Source organism: Enterobacter ludwigii (assembly GCA_023023105.1).
Classification (GTDB): domain Bacteria; phylum Pseudomonadota; class Gammaproteobacteria; order Enterobacterales; family Enterobacteriaceae; genus Enterobacter; species Enterobacter adelaidei.
Map to the genome: position 1 here is coordinate 307,630 of CP083824.1, position 15,788 is coordinate 323,417.

16 protein-coding genes are annotated in these 15,788 nt (G+C 54.0%); 13 read left to right on the top strand and 3 right to left on the bottom strand.

All coding sequences use genetic code 11. The annotated features are described in order from the left end of the window. Positions 1-102 precede the first annotated feature (102 nt). From LCD46_01405 to gntU, 5 genes are all read left to right on the top strand, one after another. Positions 103-1,140 (top strand): oxidoreductase, encoded by a 1,038-nt coding sequence (locus LCD46_01405; protein UOY71035.1) that lies wholly within the window; start codon positions 103-105, stop codon positions 1,138-1,140. Positions 1,141-1,263: 123 nt separating this feature from the next. Further along, positions 1,264-1,959: a pirin family protein gene (locus LCD46_01410; protein UOY71036.1), complete on the top strand. Its 696-nt coding sequence runs from the start codon at positions 1,264-1,266 to the stop codon at positions 1,957-1,959. A 101-nt stretch (positions 1,960-2,060) separates the two neighbouring features. Continuing rightward, positions 2,061-3,056, top strand: a complete 996-nt coding sequence (gntR, locus tag LCD46_01415) for a gluconate operon transcriptional repressor GntR (protein UOY71037.1) — start codon at positions 2,061-2,063, stop codon at positions 3,054-3,056. Positions 3,057-3,182: 126 nt separating this feature from the next. Then, positions 3,183-3,710, top strand: coding sequence for a gluconokinase (gene gntK / locus LCD46_01420; GenBank protein ID UOY71038.1), 528 nt, complete (start codon positions 3,183-3,185; stop codon positions 3,708-3,710). Between the two features lie 3 nt (positions 3,711-3,713). Continuing rightward, complete coding sequence (gene gntU / locus LCD46_01425) at positions 3,714-5,054, top strand: gluconate transporter (protein ID UOY71039.1); 1,341 nt, start codon at positions 3,714-3,716, stop codon at positions 5,052-5,054. 117 nt (positions 5,055-5,171) lie between these two features. Here gntU and plsB read toward each other — a convergent pair whose 3' ends face one another. Continuing rightward, entirely contained in the window at positions 5,172-7,592 is a 2,421-nt protein-coding gene (gene plsB, locus LCD46_01430; protein ID UOY71040.1) for a glycerol-3-phosphate 1-O-acyltransferase PlsB, read from the bottom strand. A gap of 154 nt (positions 7,593-7,746) precedes the next feature. Between plsB and LCD46_01435 the strand changes: the two genes are divergently transcribed. The 4 genes from LCD46_01435 (at position 7,747) to LCD46_01450 (ending at position 10,562) form a co-directional block, all read left to right on the top strand. After that, positions 7,747-8,115: a diacylglycerol kinase gene (locus LCD46_01435; GenBank protein ID UOY71041.1), complete on the top strand. Its 369-nt coding sequence runs from the start codon at positions 7,747-7,749 to the stop codon at positions 8,113-8,115. 108 nt (positions 8,116-8,223) lie between these two features. Continuing rightward, entirely contained in the window at positions 8,224-8,832 is a 609-nt protein-coding gene (gene lexA, locus LCD46_01440; GenBank protein ID UOY71042.1) for a transcriptional repressor LexA, read from the top strand. A 63-nt stretch (positions 8,833-8,895) separates the two neighbouring features. After that, positions 8,896-10,233, top strand: coding sequence for an MATE family efflux transporter DinF (gene dinF, locus LCD46_01445; protein UOY71043.1), 1,338 nt, complete (start codon positions 8,896-8,898; stop codon positions 10,231-10,233). 119 nt (positions 10,234-10,352) lie between these two features. Further along, positions 10,353-10,562: a CsbD family protein gene (locus LCD46_01450; protein ID UOY72868.1), complete on the top strand. Its 210-nt coding sequence runs from the start codon at positions 10,353-10,355 to the stop codon at positions 10,560-10,562. A gap of 66 nt (positions 10,563-10,628) precedes the next feature. Here LCD46_01450 and zur read toward each other — a convergent pair whose 3' ends face one another. Beyond that, on the bottom strand, positions 10,629-11,141 hold the full coding sequence (zur, locus tag LCD46_01455; protein UOY71044.1) for a zinc uptake transcriptional repressor Zur: 513 nt from the start codon (positions 11,139-11,141) through the stop codon (positions 10,629-10,631). A gap of 115 nt (positions 11,142-11,256) precedes the next feature. Here zur and LCD46_01460 point away from each other — a divergent pair, with 115 nt between their 5' ends. The 4 genes from LCD46_01460 (at position 11,257) to pspG (ending at position 14,619) form a co-directional block, all read left to right on the top strand. After that, positions 11,257-11,745, top strand: coding sequence for a cupin domain-containing protein (locus tag LCD46_01460; GenBank protein UOY71045.1), 489 nt, complete (start codon positions 11,257-11,259; stop codon positions 11,743-11,745). Positions 11,746-11,915: 170 nt separating this feature from the next. Next, entirely contained in the window at positions 11,916-13,163 is a 1,248-nt protein-coding gene (locus LCD46_01465; protein UOY71046.1) for a conjugal transfer protein TraF, read from the top strand. 81 nt (positions 13,164-13,244) lie between these two features. Beyond that, entirely contained in the window at positions 13,245-14,240 is a 996-nt protein-coding gene (gene dusA / locus LCD46_01470; protein UOY71047.1) for a tRNA dihydrouridine(20/20a) synthase DusA, read from the top strand. A 136-nt stretch (positions 14,241-14,376) separates the two neighbouring features. After that, positions 14,377-14,619, top strand: coding sequence for an envelope stress response protein PspG (gene pspG / locus LCD46_01475; GenBank protein ID UOY71048.1), 243 nt, complete (start codon positions 14,377-14,379; stop codon positions 14,617-14,619). A gap of 184 nt (positions 14,620-14,803) precedes the next feature. Here pspG and LCD46_01480 read toward each other — a convergent pair whose 3' ends face one another. Continuing rightward, complete coding sequence (locus tag LCD46_01480) at positions 14,804-15,787, bottom strand: quinone oxidoreductase (protein UOY71049.1); 984 nt, start codon at positions 15,785-15,787, stop codon at positions 14,804-14,806. Between the last annotated feature and the right edge of the window lies 1 nt (position 15,788).

Consider the following 15,788-nt stretch of genomic DNA (forward strand, 5'->3'; position numbering starts at 1 on the left):
CACGACATTGCTCACATTGCTTCCAGTATTACTTTAGCCAGCTTTTAGCTGGCTTTTTTTTTGTTATGGTAGATCTCAGTAACCTTCCAAAAGGACTGAGCCATGACACTACATTGCGCATTTATTGGATTTGGTAAAAGTACGACCCGCTATCACCTTCCGTATGTCCTTCATCGTAAAGATTCCTGGCATGTGGCCCATATCTACCGCCGCCGCGCGAAGCCAGAGGAGCAGTCTCCGCAGTATTCCCACATCCATTTCACCAGCGATCTGGACGAAATCCTTAACGATCCGCAGGTGAAACTGGTCGTTGTCTGTACTCATGCTGACAGCCATTTTGACTACGCGAAACGCGCCCTGGAAGCAGGCAAAAACGTGCTGGTGGAAAAACCGTTTACGCCGACCATCGCCGAAGCGAAGGCGTTGTTCGCACTGGCGAAAAGTAAAGGGCTGACCGTTACGCCATATCAAAACCGTCGCTTTGACAGCTGTTTCCTGACGGCGAAAAAAGCGATTGAGAGCGGTAAGCTCGGTGACATCGTCGAGATTGAAAGTCATTTTGACTACTATCGCCCGGTGGCAGAAACCCAACCTGGTCTGCCTCAGGATGGCGCATTCTATGGGCTGGGTGTACACACCATGGATCAGGTCATCTCCCTGTTTGGTCGCCCGGACTACGTGGCATATGACATCCGCAGCCTGCGTAACAAAGCCAACCCGGACGACACGTTTGAAGCGCAGCTGTTCTACGGCGACCTGAAAGCCATTGTCAAAACCAGCCATCTGGTGAAAATCGACTATCCGAAATTTATCGTTCACGGTACGAAAGGCTCGTTTATCAAATACGGTATTGACCAGCAGGAGACCAGCCTGAAGGCCAATATCATGCCGGGTGAACCGGGCTTTGCGGCGGATGATTCGGTTGGCGTGCTGGAATATGTGAAGGCGGATGGCACGACGGCCAGAGAAGAGCTGAAGCCCGAGGTGGGTGATTATGGCCGCGTGTACGATGCACTGTTTGCGACTATCCATAGCGGTGCGGCGAATTACGTCAAGGAATCTGACGTTCTGACTAACCTTGAAATCCTTGAACGGGCCTTTGAACAGGCTTCTCCTGCCACGGTAACCCTCGCGAAATAAGCAAAAATGGCTCCTCTGCGCTTGTTCATAATTTTTGAACAGAGGAGTCAATTTTCACCCTCTATGATCCCAGGCCGTTTGCGTCCACACTTACTCCATCGAAACGAACTGAGGGTGAAAACAATGATCTACTTACGCAAAGCAAACGAACGTGGTCACGCGAATCATGGCTGGCTGGACTCATGGCATTCATTCTCGTTTGCCGACTACTACGACCCGAACTTCATGGGCTTCTCCGCACTGCGCGTGATTAACGACGACGTGATTGATGCAGGACAGGGCTTCGGCACTCACCCGCACAAAGACATGGAAATTCTGACCTATGTGCTGGAAGGCGCGGTTGAACACCAGGACAGCATGGGCAACAAAGAGCAGGTTCCTGCGGGCGAATTCCAGATTATGAGCGCGGGTACCGGGGTTCGTCACTCTGAGTACAACCCGAGCAAAACGGAAAAACTGCACCTGTATCAAATCTGGATTATTCCAGAAGAAACCGGCATCACGCCACGCTATGAGCAGCGCCGCTTCGACGCTAAACAGGGTAAACAGCTGGTGCTGTCCCCGGATGCGCGAGAAGGCTCCCTGAAAGTGCATCAGGATATGGAACTGTATCGTTGGGCGCTGGCGAAAGACGAACAGTCTGTTCATCAGATTGCTGCTAACCGCCGCATCTGGATCCAGGTGGTGAAAGGTGAAGTCACCATCAACGGTACTAAAGCAACAACGGCTGATGGCCTGGCCATCTGGGACGAGCAGGCGATCTCCGTACACGCTGACAGCGAGAGTGAAATTCTGCTGTTTGACCTGCCTCCGGTGTAATAAATCATAAATAAATGCCCAACCTTCCCTCTGACAGGGGAAGGTTGGGCTTTGTCCGTGATAAACTGAGCAAATCTCTCACTTCAAGATTTCTCAGGACGATGAAAAAGAAACGCCCCGTACTTCAGGATGTCGCTGACCGCGTTGGTGTGACCAAAATGACGGTCAGCCGCTTTTTACGTAACCCGGAGCAGGTTTCCGTGGCGCTGCGTGGCAAGATTGCCGCGGCTCTTGATGAACTGGGTTATATCCCTAACCGCGCACCCGATATTCTCTCCAATGCGACCAGTCGTGCGGTGGGCGTCCTGCTTCCCTCTTTAACCAACCAGGTTTTCGCCGAAGTGCTGCGCGGAATTGAAAGTGTGACCGATGCGTTTGGTTATCAGACCATGCTTGCGCACTACGGGTACAAGCCGGAGCTGGAAGAGGAACGTCTTGAGTCCATGCTTTCCTGGAACATCGACGGCCTTATCTTAACGGAACGTACCCACACGCCGCGCACGCTGAAGATGATCGAAGTGGCGGGCATTCCGGTGGTGGAGCTGATGGACAGCCAGTCCCCATGCCTCGATATCGCCGTGGGTTTTGATAACTTCGAAGCGGCACGTCAGATGACGGCGGCGATTATCGCGCGCGGTCATCGTCACATTGCCTATCTGGGAGCGCGTCTTGATGAACGTACTATCATCAAGCAGAAGGGATACGAGCAGGCGATGCTCGACGCGAACTTAATCCCGTACAGCGTGATGGTGGAGCAGTCCTCTTCCTATACGTCGGGTATTGAGCTGATGCGTCAGGCGCGGCGCGAGTATCCGCAACTGGACGGTATTTTCTGTACCAACGATGACCTTGCTGTCGGTGCAGCGTTCGAATGTCAGCGTCTGGGACTTTCCATCCCGCGTGATATGGCGATTGCCGGTTTCCACGGCCACGATATCGGCCAGGTCATGGAGCCTCGTCTGGCGAGCGTCCTGACACCGCGTGAACGTATGGGGCGTATTGGCGCAGAACGCCTGCTGGCGCGCATTCGTGGCGAGACGGTTACCCCTAAAATGTTAGATTTAGGTTTCACCTTGTCACCGGGTGGATCTATTTGAGCTGACAAATTTGAGCTAGCTCACACTTATTCACTTCTCGCACGTTTGGATATTGCTTCGCTTTTGCCCCGGCAGGACAATGTTACCGATAACTGTTACCCGTAACAATTGACTGAGGGACACCCTTTGAGCACGACTAATCATGATCACCACGTCTACGTCCTGATGGGCGTTTCCGGTAGCGGGAAATCAGCCGTGGCCAGCGAAGTGGCGCATCAACTCCAGGCTGCGTTTCTTGATGGTGACTTCCTCCATCCGCGCAGCAACATCATGAAAATGGCCTCCGGCGAGCCGCTGAACGACGACGACCGCAAACCGTGGTTGCAGGCGCTGAATGACGCCGCGTTCGCGATGCAGCGCACCAACAAAGTTTCCCTTATCGTTTGCTCCGCGCTGAAAAAAACCTACCGTGACCTGCTGCGTGACGGCAACCCGAACCTCTCTTTCATCTACCTGAAAGGGGATTTTGAGGTGATTGAAAGCCGTCTGAAGGCGCGCAAAGGTCACTTCTTCAAGACTCAGATGCTGGTGACGCAGTTCGAAGCGCTGCAGGAACCGGGTGAAGATGAGAAAGATGTCTTAGTGGTTGATATCGATCAGTCACTGGAAGGTGTTGTTGCCAGCACCATCGAGGTCATTAATAAAAGGCAGTAAGTTTTGAGTACATTAACGCTTGTTTTGACAGCAGTGGGTTCCGTGTTGCTGCTGCTGTTTTTAGTGATGAAGGCGCGTATGCACGCTTTCGTTGCTTTGATGGTGGTTTCTATTGGTGCAGGTCTCTTTTCCGGGATGCCGCTCGACAAAATCGCAGCGACCATGGAAAAAGGGATGGGCGGTACGCTGGGCTTCCTGGCGATTGTCGTCGCGCTTGGGGCGATGTTTGGCAAGATTTTACATGAGACAGGCGCTGTTGATCAGATAGCCGTCAAGATGCTGAAATCCTTCGGACATAACCGTGCGCATTATGCGATTGGTCTGGCCGGTCTGATTTGTGCCCTGCCGCTGTTCTTTGAAGTGGCGGTTGTGTTGCTGATTAGCGTGGCGTTCTCTATGGCGCGCCACACCGGGACTAACCTCGTGAAGCTGGTTATCCCACTGTTTGCGGGCGTGGCAGCGGCAGCGGCGTTCCTGCTGCCCGGGCCAGCGCCGATGCTGCTGGCATCTCAGATGCACGCTGATTTCGGCTGGATGATCCTGATTGGTCTGTGTGCGGCGATCCCGGGGATGATTATTGCCGGTCCGCTGTGGGGCAACTTCATCAGCCGTTACGTTGAACTGCACATTCCGGATGACATCACCGAGCCGCACCTCGGCGAAGGTAAAATGCCATCCTTCGGCTTCAGTCTGTCACTGATCCTGCTCCCGTTGGTGCTCGTTGGGCTGAAAACCATTGCCGCGCGCTTTGTGCCGGTAGGTTCCAGCGCGTACGAATGGTTTGAGTTTATTGGCCATCCGTTCACGGCGATCCTGGTGGCGTGTCTGGTGGCGATTTATGGCCTGGCGATGCGCCAGGGGATGCCGAAAGACCGGGTCATGGAGATTTGCGGCGCAGCGCTGCAACCGGCTGGCATTATTCTGCTGGTGATCGGTGCGGGTGGGGTGTTCAAGCAGGTACTGGTGGATTCCGGCGTGGGTCCCGCTCTGGGTGAAGCGCTGACCGGAATGGGCTTGCCGATAGCCGTGACCTGCTTCGTGCTGGCGGCTGCGGTGCGTATCATTCAGGGTTCTGCGACCGTCGCGTGTTTAACCGCAGTGGGTCTGGTGATGCCGGTGATTGAACAGCTGCATTACTCAGGCGCGCAAATGGCTGCGCTGTCTATCTGTATTGCAGGTGGGTCTATCGTGGTTTCTCACGTGAATGACGCAGGTTTCTGGCTGTTCGGTAAATTTACCGGTGCCACCGAAGCGCAGACGCTGAAAACCTGGACGCTGATGGAAACCATCCTCGGTACGACAGGCGCAATTGTCGGGATGATTGCCTTTACGCTGCTGAGTTAAATGCGGTGATTTGCCAAGGCTAAAAATAAGGCCCGGTAGCGTTAGCGCTTACCGGGCCTTAATCATTCTGCGAAAGACAGGCCGGGAAGAGTGAAAACTCCGCCCGGCTTTTTATTATCACTCGCCCTGCGTTGAACTCTCAATCGTCAGACGCACATCAGATGTAATCAGTTCAGCCAGCATCTGGTAGACCTTCAGCGTCTCTTCCGGTTCGGCATCGCCCGTATCACTGATAAAGCCTTCATCACGCAGCGTCAGAACCAGTGAACTGAAGACCGCTTTGTCGAAGAATTCAGGAGCGTTAATACCGTGCAGAACGGACAGGCGCTGTGCCAGCGTCCGGCTCTCTTTCTCCAGCGTTCCACGGTTGATAGACGGGTTCGCACTGAGCAACCAGAATGTAATGGCATAACGCTGCAGCGTTTCACGCGCACCGGCCGCCAGCAGTTGCAGGGTACGGGAACGTGACGGATTGATATGCAGCTCGTCGTTCACAACAGTGATCAGCCCCTGACGACGCAGTTCTTCCGTCAGTTTATCCAGCTCGCCAGCCAGTTCATCCTTGCTCCAGCGCAGGAACAGCTCCGCTTTCAGCATCGGGTAGAGCGTGTCAACGTGACGCAATAGCTCCTGGCGTGAAATGCGACGATGCTGGGTGATGATAGCTGCCATGAGTGACGGCAGCATCAGCATATGGGCGATATTGTTGCGATAGTACGTCATCAGCACGGCCTGCTCGCGCGGCAGAATGATGATGTCGCCGATCGTGTCCTTTTCGACTTCGAACTTGTTCATCTGCAAAGCGTGATCGATAAGCTCACTGGCGCTCGCAGAAGGTACCGTCGAGTCAACCGAGTACGGGACGTTGCGCATCATATCGAGATAACAATCGAGCTGCTCTGTCAGCTGTTCGCGAGTCAGTGAACGCTGGCGAGACGCCAGAAGCGCCGTACAACACAGGTTCATAGCGTTAGCCGCACCAGCATTGTTAATGCGCACCATCAGTTCAGACGCGATGCCGTTGACCGTTGGCGTCAGCCAGGCCGGACGAACCGCTTCGATAGGGTCGATAGACTCGCGCCACTCCGGAACGTGATGGTTCAGATACGTCATCAGCGGCATCGGCTCGCCAAAGTTCACGTAGCCCTGTCCGAGATTACGTAGCTTGCTCAAACCGCGCAGCATTTGCGGCAGGCTCTCTTTCTCTTTAGTCGCGCCACGCAGCTCTTTAGCGTAAGTCCCCACCTCCATCACATGCTCATAGCCGATATAGATTGGCACCAGCGTGATTGGACGAGTTCCTCCGCGCAGCATGGCCTGAATGGTCATGGACAGCGTGCCGGTCTTCGGATCGAGCAGACGGCCGGTACGGGAGCGACCACCTTCCACGAAGTACTCAACGGAATATCCGCGGCTGAACAACTCACCCAGATACTCGCGGAACACCGTGGAGTAGAGCTTATTGCCCTTGAAGGTACGGCGAATAAAGAAGGCGCCCAGTCGACGGAAAATCGGGCCAGCTGGCCAGAAATTCAGGTTAATACCGGCCGCGATATGCGGCGGTACCAGCCCCTGGTGATAAAGCACATAGGAGAGAAGCAGGTAGTCCATGTGGCTGCGGTGGCAGGGGACATAGACAATTTCATGGCCATCATGCGCCAGTTGGCGTACACGCTCGGCGTTATGGACGTTGATGCCCTGATAGAGACGGTTCCAGGTAAAGCTGAGAATACGATCGGACAGACGAATCATCTCGTAAGAGAAGTTCGCTGCAATCTCTTCCATCAGTGCAATGGCGTTCTGCTGGGCTTTCTCATGTGAAATCTTCTTGCTGCGTGCTTCGTCTTCGACGGCACGGGCAATCGCTTTGGAGGCCAACAGCTTGTTGAACAGATCCTGACGCGCCGGGAGACGCGGCCCAACGGCAGCGAGGCGCTGACGGGCGAAGTGCATACGCGCTACGCGCGCCAGTTTTTGCGCGATGATCTTATCGGTGCCATGCTCGTCCGCCATTCGACGCAGCGAAACGGAAGGGGAGAAACGCACAAAGCTGTCGCGTCCCAGCCAGGAGACCGCGAAGAACTTCTGGATGCCGTTAAGCATGCGCAGCGGTGGATTCTCTTCACCTTTTTCACGACCCGGGCGACGACCAAACATCACCGATACTGGCACCATCTGCACATCCAGATCAGGATTGCTGCGGTGCAGGTCGAGATAGTCATGGAACAGCTTGATGGACTCTTCTTTTGGCGTGTAATAGGTAAACACGCGCGGTCCACCGTGAATGAACACGTAGCGCGGCAGCAGAGTACCGTCAACTTCTAGCGGTTCAAGCGGGTCAGGTAAGTCATGCGCCAGGCACTGGGCGCGAAGCGTCAGTAAGTCTGCCTTCGAGTTATAAGGCAAAACGTACATAATGGGGCGCGACGTATCGAGCCCCAATTCCAGCGCGGGTTCTGCTGGGATAGACTTGCTTTTTACCAGGATGCTTAATGGTAAATTAAGTAATTTGTAGTAAATTCGTGGCCAGCCGGACATAAACGATGTAAAGCCTCTGGTTAATAATGCAATTGCGGCGCAAGGATAACAGAAAGCGCGCAAAATTTCTGTTGTTACCCGTCATACTTCAGGCGGCAGCGAAACGCGCTGCCACTCTAGTTACTGACGCTATTTCCAATAAAAGGTTCTTTTAATGGCCAATAATACCACTGGGTTAACCCGAATCATCAAAGCCGCCGGCTATTCCTGGAAAGGTTTCCGTGCCGCATGGATCAATGAAGCCGCCTTTCGCCAGGAGGGCGTCGCCGCTATCATCGCGGTGATTATCGCCTGCTTCCTTGATATTGATGCAATAACACGCGTTCTTCTCATCGGCTCCGTACTGTTGGTGATGATAGTGGAAATTCTCAATAGCGCTATTGAGGCCGTTGTTGACCGGATTGGTTCAGATTTCCACGAGCTCTCTGGCCGGGCAAAAGACATGGGTTCCGCTGCCGTGTTGCTGGCGATTATTACTGCGGTCATTACCTGGGTCACGCTGCTTTGGTCACATTTCCGATGAGCCTCGAGGAATAATTAAGTCCCTGGTTTTTTGTGCAGTTTTTGGTTCCAAAATCGCCTTTGACTGTATATACTCACAGCATAACTGTATATACACCCAGGGGGCGGAATGAAAGCGTTAACGACCAGGCAGCAAGAGGTGTTTGATCTCATCCGGGATCATATCGGCCAGACGGGTATGCCACCCACGCGTGCGGAAATCGCTCAGCGTCTGGGCTTCCGTTCTCCGAATGCTGCCGAAGAACACCTGAAAGCGCTGGCGCGTAAGGGCGTGATTGAGATTGTTTCGGGCGCGTCACGCGGTATCCGCCTGCTGGTGGAAGAAGAGACGGGCATTCCGCTGGTGGGGCGTGTTGCTGCCGGTGAGCCTTTACTGGCACAGCAGCATATTGAAGGCCACTACCAGGTCGATCCGGGGATGTTTAAACCGAGCGCTGATTTCCTGCTGCGCGTAAGCGGCATGTCGATGAAAGACATCGGTATTCTTGACGGTGATCTGCTTGCGGTTCACAAAACGCAGGATGTGCGAAACGGCCAGGTTGTGGTCGCGCGTATTGATGACGAAGTGACCGTTAAGCGTCTGAAAAAACAGGGTAATACCGTACAGCTGCTGCCTGAAAACAGCGAATTCTCCCCGATTGTGGTGGATCTTCGCGAACAGAACTTCTCTATCGAAGGGCTGGCAGTAGGGGTGATTCGCAACGGCGAATGGCTGTAATCTCTTCCTGACAGGCTACGGCGTTGCTGTAGCCTGCTTCCTTTACCTCTCCCGGTATTTTTCATGTCACTGCTGACGGCATCAGATAAGGCATTGTGGCGTCTTGCACTGCCGATGATTTTCTCCAATATTACCGTGCCCTTGCTGGGTCTGGTCGATACTGCTGTTATTGGTCATCTGGATTCACCTGTTTATCTTGGCGGCGTGGCGATTGGCGCGACGGCAACCAGCTTCCTGTTTATGCTGCTGCTCTTTTTGCGCATGAGTACTACCGGGCTCACGGCACAGGCGTATGGTGCCAGAGATCCGCTGCGTCTGGCGCGCGCGCTGGTGCAGCCGCTCATTCTGGCGCTTGGTGCGGGGGCATTAATCGTTGTATTGCGCTCGCCCCTGATTGACCTCGCGCTTCACATCGTTGGCGGTAACGAGGCGGTGCTGGAGCAGGCGAGACGTTTCCTTGAAATCCGCTGGCTCAGTGCGCCGGCATCGCTGGCTAACCTGGTTCTGCTGGGATGGTTACTGGGCGTGCAGTATGCCCGCGCGCCCGTCATTTTGCTGGTGGTGGGAAACCTTCTCAACATTGTGCTTGATGTCTGGCTGGTAATGGGTCTGCATATGAACGTGCAGGGGGCTGCACTGGCGACGGCAATTGCCGAATACGGGACTTTTATCATCGGTCTGTGGATGGTCTGGCGCGTGCTGGCGATGCGCGGGATCTCTCTTGCGCTACTCAAAACCGCATGGCGCGGCAATATCCGTAAGCTGCTGGCACTCAACCGCGACATCATGCTGCGCTCACTTTTCCTTCAGCTCTGTTTCGGTGCGCTGACGGTTTTCGGGGCTCGGCTGGGGCCAGACATCGTCGCGGTCAATGCCGTATTGATGACGCTACTGACCTTTACCGCCTACGCGCTGGACGGTTTTGCCTATGCTGTGGAAGCACATTCCGGGCAGGCGTACGGTGCGCGCGAAAGCGGGCAGCTTCAGGATGTCTGGCGGGCAGCCTGTCGTCAGTCGGGGCTGGTGGCACTGGCATTTGCGCTGGTTTATGCCGTTTTTGGTGAGCAGATCATTGCATTACTCACCTCACTTCCCACACTGCGTGAACTGGCGAGCCACTATCTCATCTGGCAGGTGATCTTACCGGTGGTCGGTGTCTGGTGTTATCTGCTGGACGGCATGTTCATTGGGGCTACGCGCGGAGCCGAAATGCGTAACAGTATGGCGGTGGCAGCTGCAGGGTTTGGTCTGACGCTGCTGACGCTTCCCTGGCTTGGCAATCATGGTTTGTGGCTGGCGTTGGCCGTTTTCCTCTCGTTGCGGGGCCTGTCTCTGGCCTTTATCTGGCGCCGTCACTGGCGAAATAATACCTGGTTGCCTTCCCATCACGATATATCGTGACGGTTAAAGATTCCGAATATCAAAATAGCTGCAGAATCCTTAACTACAATTATTATCACGTCCAGCAGAAAAGAACGTAACGGACGTTGCGACCCGACGCTTAACAAGAGGACACGATGATGAATAAAGACGAAATCAGCGGCAACTGGAAGCAGTTCAAAGGTAAAGCGAAAGAGCAGTGGGGGAAGCTGACAGATGACGATATGACCGTCATTGAAGGTAAACGCGATCAGCTTGTCGGTAAAATCCAGGAACGCTACGGCTACGCAAAAGACCAGGCGGAAAAGGAAGTTGGCGACTGGGAAAAACGCAACGACTACCGCTGGTAACCGGGTTATACCCGAAAGTACAAGGAAGTACACCCTGAGGGCGGCCATGAGCCGCCTTTTTCATTGCTAGCGAGGTTTTTTCTTCACAACGATTGTGTGGTCGTGCTGGCACTTATCGTGATGGCTGCATGATTCCACCTCGACACAGGCAGAGCACAGCCCATGTGCTTCAATAACATTATGACGCAAGGCAAAGCCCATTTTGGCCGCCAGCGTATGCATAATGTCTTCAACACCTTCAGCCCCTTCTTCTTTTACCACGCCGCAGCGGTCGCAGATAAACATGGCTGATGTATGGGTTGGCTGGTCAAACAGGTGGCACAGCACATAGCTGTTTGTGGATTCAACCTTATGCACGAACCCTTGTTCCAGCAGAAAATCGAGCGCGCGATACACCGTAGGCGGTTTGGCCTGCGGCTCGCTTTCGCGGAGCAGGTCGAGCAGATCGTACGCGCTGATGGCTCCCTGTTGCAGGCTCATCAGGCGTAATACCTCAAGGCGCTGCGGAGTCAGGCGCACATTGCGTTGCGCGCAGAGCTTTTCGGCCTGCGCTAACAGCTCTTTTGTGGACTTATCCATTTAGCACCCCGGATGTTATAGGACGGAAAACCCTCACTTTATCATGTTCTGGTAAAAACACCGAGATCCGCCTGTCTGTGCTATACCTGACGCATTGCAAACCGGGAAACGAACAATGAAAAGACCTGACTGTATTCGACACTGGCGCGACGTGGAAGGCGCTGATAACTCAACCTATCCCGACAGCGACGAGCGTTTTTCCATCGGTGCGCCGCTGGCTCGCAAGCTCGGGCTAGGGCGTATTGGTATCCATCATGAGCGTTTACCCCCCGGACGTCGGACATCCTATCCCCATGCGGAAAGCGACGAAGAAGAGTTCATTTACGTGCTTGAAGGGTATCCTGAAGCCTGGATTAATGGCTATTTGTGGAAACTTGAACCCGGCGATAGCGTAGGTTTTCCCGCCGGAACCGGCGTCTGCCACACCTTTATCAACAACACGGACGAAGAGGTTCGACTCCTGGTAGTTGGCGAAGCCAACAAGAAGCACAACCGCATCTACTATCCGCTCAACCCAGTGTATGCCGCCACGCGAGAAGATCGCTGGGTCGATCACCCGCCCCAGTTTTTTGGGCCACATGATGGAAAACCTGGGAAAAAATAATTTCCTCTTCTATAAATATTGAGGGCCGTCACAAATTACAACAGGTCTGGTTAGAATTTAACTTAAGGAAATAGCGGGTCTTTTTGTACTTATTCACAGCAATAGTTCGTACCTGTTTGAGTGATAACAGACAGGGGTTATTTCATAACAGACTATAAGACGAGCATACTGTGAAAAAACATTTTAAATTTTCGGTGGTTAGCATCGCCGTCTCCTTGTTTATGGCAAATCAGGCCGGAGCAGCCAATACCTGGACAGAAGCACGTAGCGATGCGATGGGGGGGACGGGGGTCGCGGCTGGGAGCTATGGCAGCGGGGTATTAATCAACCCGGCGTTGCTTGCAAAGGCGAAACCTGACGATGGTATCACGCTGATCCTGCCATCTATCGGTGCGCAAATTTCAGACAAAGACAACCTGCGCGATAAGATTGATGACATCAGTGATGATGTCAGCGCCTATCGCAGGACCCTGGATAATATCAATCTTATCGATCTCCTTAATCCTTCCAGTGCTGCATCGCGGCAGGTCTCTGCCGCCGCAGGCGACCTTGCCGATCAACTGGATTCACTGAAAGGGAAAACCGCCAGCGGTAAAGCGGGAGGTGGGATCGCTGTAAGTATTCCTAATGACGTGCTCTCAGTGGCTTTCGTGGCCAAAGCCAATGCGCGTGCTCGCGTGAGTTCTTACATCGATCAGGGCGATATCGACAAATTGCGCGCGGTGGAAGCCGTTCCGGCGGCCGTATTTGGGGTTGACCCGAATGATTTGAAATCAAAGGGTTTTGGTCGTGCTGCAATCGTTTCAGACTATGGCGTTGCAGTGGCGCGTCAGTTTGATATCAGCGGCGTGCCTGTTTCCGTGGGTATCACTCCTAAGCTGCAACAGACCTGGCTCTACAACTACACGGTCTCGATCTACAACTTTGACAGTGGCGATATCAACAGCAGTCGCTATCGCAACGACGATACTGGGTTTAACGTTGATGCCGGCCTTGCTGCTGATTTCGGCGAAAACTGGACGGTGGGTTTGACCGGTAAAAACCTGTTCTCGCGTGATATCGACACCAAAGAGGTGGATGGCGTGCGCGATACTTACCAAATCAGCCCTGTCGTTACGGCGGGTGCGGCCTGGCATACCGATCTCCTGACGCTGACGGCGGATGGTGACCTGACCGAAACCAAAGGTTTTAAAAGCGAAGAGAACTCCCAATATGTTGGCGTGGGTGCGGAAGTGACGCCATTGAGCTGGCTGGCGGTTCGCGCAGGTTATCGTGCTGATGTGAAAGACAATGACAGCAATGTCTTTACCGCAGGTGTGGGCTTTGCACCGCTTAACACGGTTCATATCGACCTGATGGGTCTGTATGGTGAAGACGAAACCTGGGGCGCGGGGGCGCAACTGAGCATGACGTTCTAAAGTCCACCGGAGGCGCTGCGCCTCCGGCTTTTCTTTGTGCTATAGTAGCGCCCCTTTTCACCAGATGCTTAAAACTTCGCCATGTCGTCAGAATTACAGACTGCTTTCCCTGCACACCGTTTCTCCATTGCGCCAATGCTCGACTGGACGGACAGACACTGCCGCTACTTCCTGCGTCAGCTCTCCCGCCATACGCTGCTGTACACCGAAATGGTGACCACCGGGGCAATTATTCACGGTAAGGGCGACTATCTGGCTTACAGCGAAGAGGAGCATCCGGTTGCCCTGCAGCTGGGCGGCAGCGATCCGGCCGCGCTGGCGCAGTGCGCGAAGCTGGCAGAAGCGCGTGGCTACGACGAGATCAACCTCAACGTTGGCTGCCCGTCTGACCGCGTGCAAAACGGTATGTTTGGCGCGTGCCTGATGGGGAACGCACAGCTGGTGGCGGACTGCATTAAGGCGATGCGCGATGTCGTCTCCATTCCGGTCACGGTCAAAACCCGTATCGGCATTGACGACCAGGACAGCTACGAATTCCTGTGCGACTTTATCAATACGGTATCCGGGAAAGGTGAGTGCGAGATGTTTATCATCCACGCGCGAAAAGCCTGGCTCTCTGGCCTCAGCCCGAAAGAGAACCGTGAGATCCCGCCGCTGGACTACCCGCGCGTGTATCAGCTGAAGCGTGACTTCCCGCACCTGACGATGTCAATCAACGGTGGCATCAAGTCGCTGGAAGAGGCCAAAGCGCATCTGGAACATATGGATGGCGTGATGGTCGGGCGCGAGGCGTATCAGAACCCGGGCATTCTGGCGACGGTCGATCGCGAAATCTACGGTGTAGAAGGCGCAGATACCGATCCGGTTGCGGTAGTTCGTGCCATGTATCCGTACATCGAACGCGAGCTGAGCAACGGCACATATCTTGGCCATATCACCCGCCACATGCTTGGCCTTTTCCAGGGTATTCCGGGAGCGCGTCAGTGGCGACGTTACCTGAGCGAGAACGCGCATAAAGCCGGTGCCGACATCGAGGTGCTGGAACATGCGCTGAGACTGGTGGCTGATAAGCGATAAATTTCGCTAAAAGATGGTCAAATTCACCACGCCCTGCAAATCTTTGCGGGGCGTTTTGCTTTAAGAACAATGAGTTAGTTTTGGCATGCTTTTTGTAATGGTTACTGCATTACTCAGGAGCGTGTGGGAGAAAAATATGCTGGAACTACTTTTTGTGATTGGCTTTTTCGTCATGCTATTAGCCACAGGCGTTTCGCTGCTCGGCATTCTGGCCGCTATCGTTGTCGCCACGGTGGTGATGTTTATCGGCGGATTATTTGCCCTGACGATCAAGCTGTTGCCGTGGCTACTGCTGGCTATTGTGGTGGTGTGGGTGATACGGGCGATTAAAACGCCAAAAGTGTCCACTTATCAGAGCAATAACCGCTTTCGTTACTAAGGTATTGAGGGGTTCGTCACATACTTGTAACTTTTCTGGTGGCATTGCTTAGAACAGAATAGGATTTACTTATCGAATCTGTCACTATGACTGCCGCTAAAGAATTCATCGAGCTGTACCCTACATACAGCCGAACTAAAAAAAGAAAGGGCTTCCTCAGGGAAGCCCAATTTCTTTTCTGGATTCAGGGAATTAACAGACTTGAACCCTCCGTCACCCTGCTCTCAAGTACCTCATGCGCGCGCTGTGCATCGGCAAGCGGATATTTCTGTGCATCTGCCACATCCACTTTAATCACCCCACTGGCGATCAGCGAGAACAGCTCGTTACTGGCTTCCTCAAGCTCTTCCCGGTTAGTGATGTAACCTTGCAGCGAAGGGCGAGTCACATACAGTGAGCCTTTCTGGTTCAGAATACCAAGGTTAACCCCGGTCACAGCGCCTGATGCATTCCCGAAGCTCACCATTAGCCCGCGGCGCTGCAGGCAATCGAGAGACGCTTCCCAGGTGTCTTTCCCTACCGAGTCATACACCACCCGCACTTTTTTGCCGTTGGTGATTTCTTTCAGCCGCTCGACGATGTTCTCTTCACGATAGTTAATCACCTGCCAGGCTCCCGCCTGCAATGCGCGCTGCGCTTTTTGCGCGTTGCCCACGGTACCGATCAGTTTCGCCCCCAGCGCTTTTGCCCACTGACACGCGATCAGCCCCACACCACCCGCAGCAGCATGGAACAGGAACTGCTCGTCAGGTTTAATTTCGTAGGTTTTACGCAGCAGGTAATAGACCGTAAGCCCTTTCAGAAATGAGGCTGCAGCTTGCTCAAAGGAGATGGCGTTGGGCAGCAGGGCGGCTTTATCCGCCGGGACGTTGTGGACGGAACTGTATGCCCCCAGAGCAGATTGGGCGTACACCACGCGATCGCCCTCTTTAAGGTGCTTAACGGCGCGGCCAGTTTTGATAACCACTCCTGCCGCTTCGGTACCCAGGCCACTCGGCAGTGACGGAGGCGGGTAGAGGCCTCCGCGAATATAGGTATCAATGTAGTTGATACCTATGGCCTTGTTTTCAACCTGAACTTCGTTTTCGCCTGGTGCTACTGGGGTAAATTCCACCGCTTTCAGCACTTCTGGCCCACCGTGTTTCTGGAATTCAATGCGCGTTGCCATG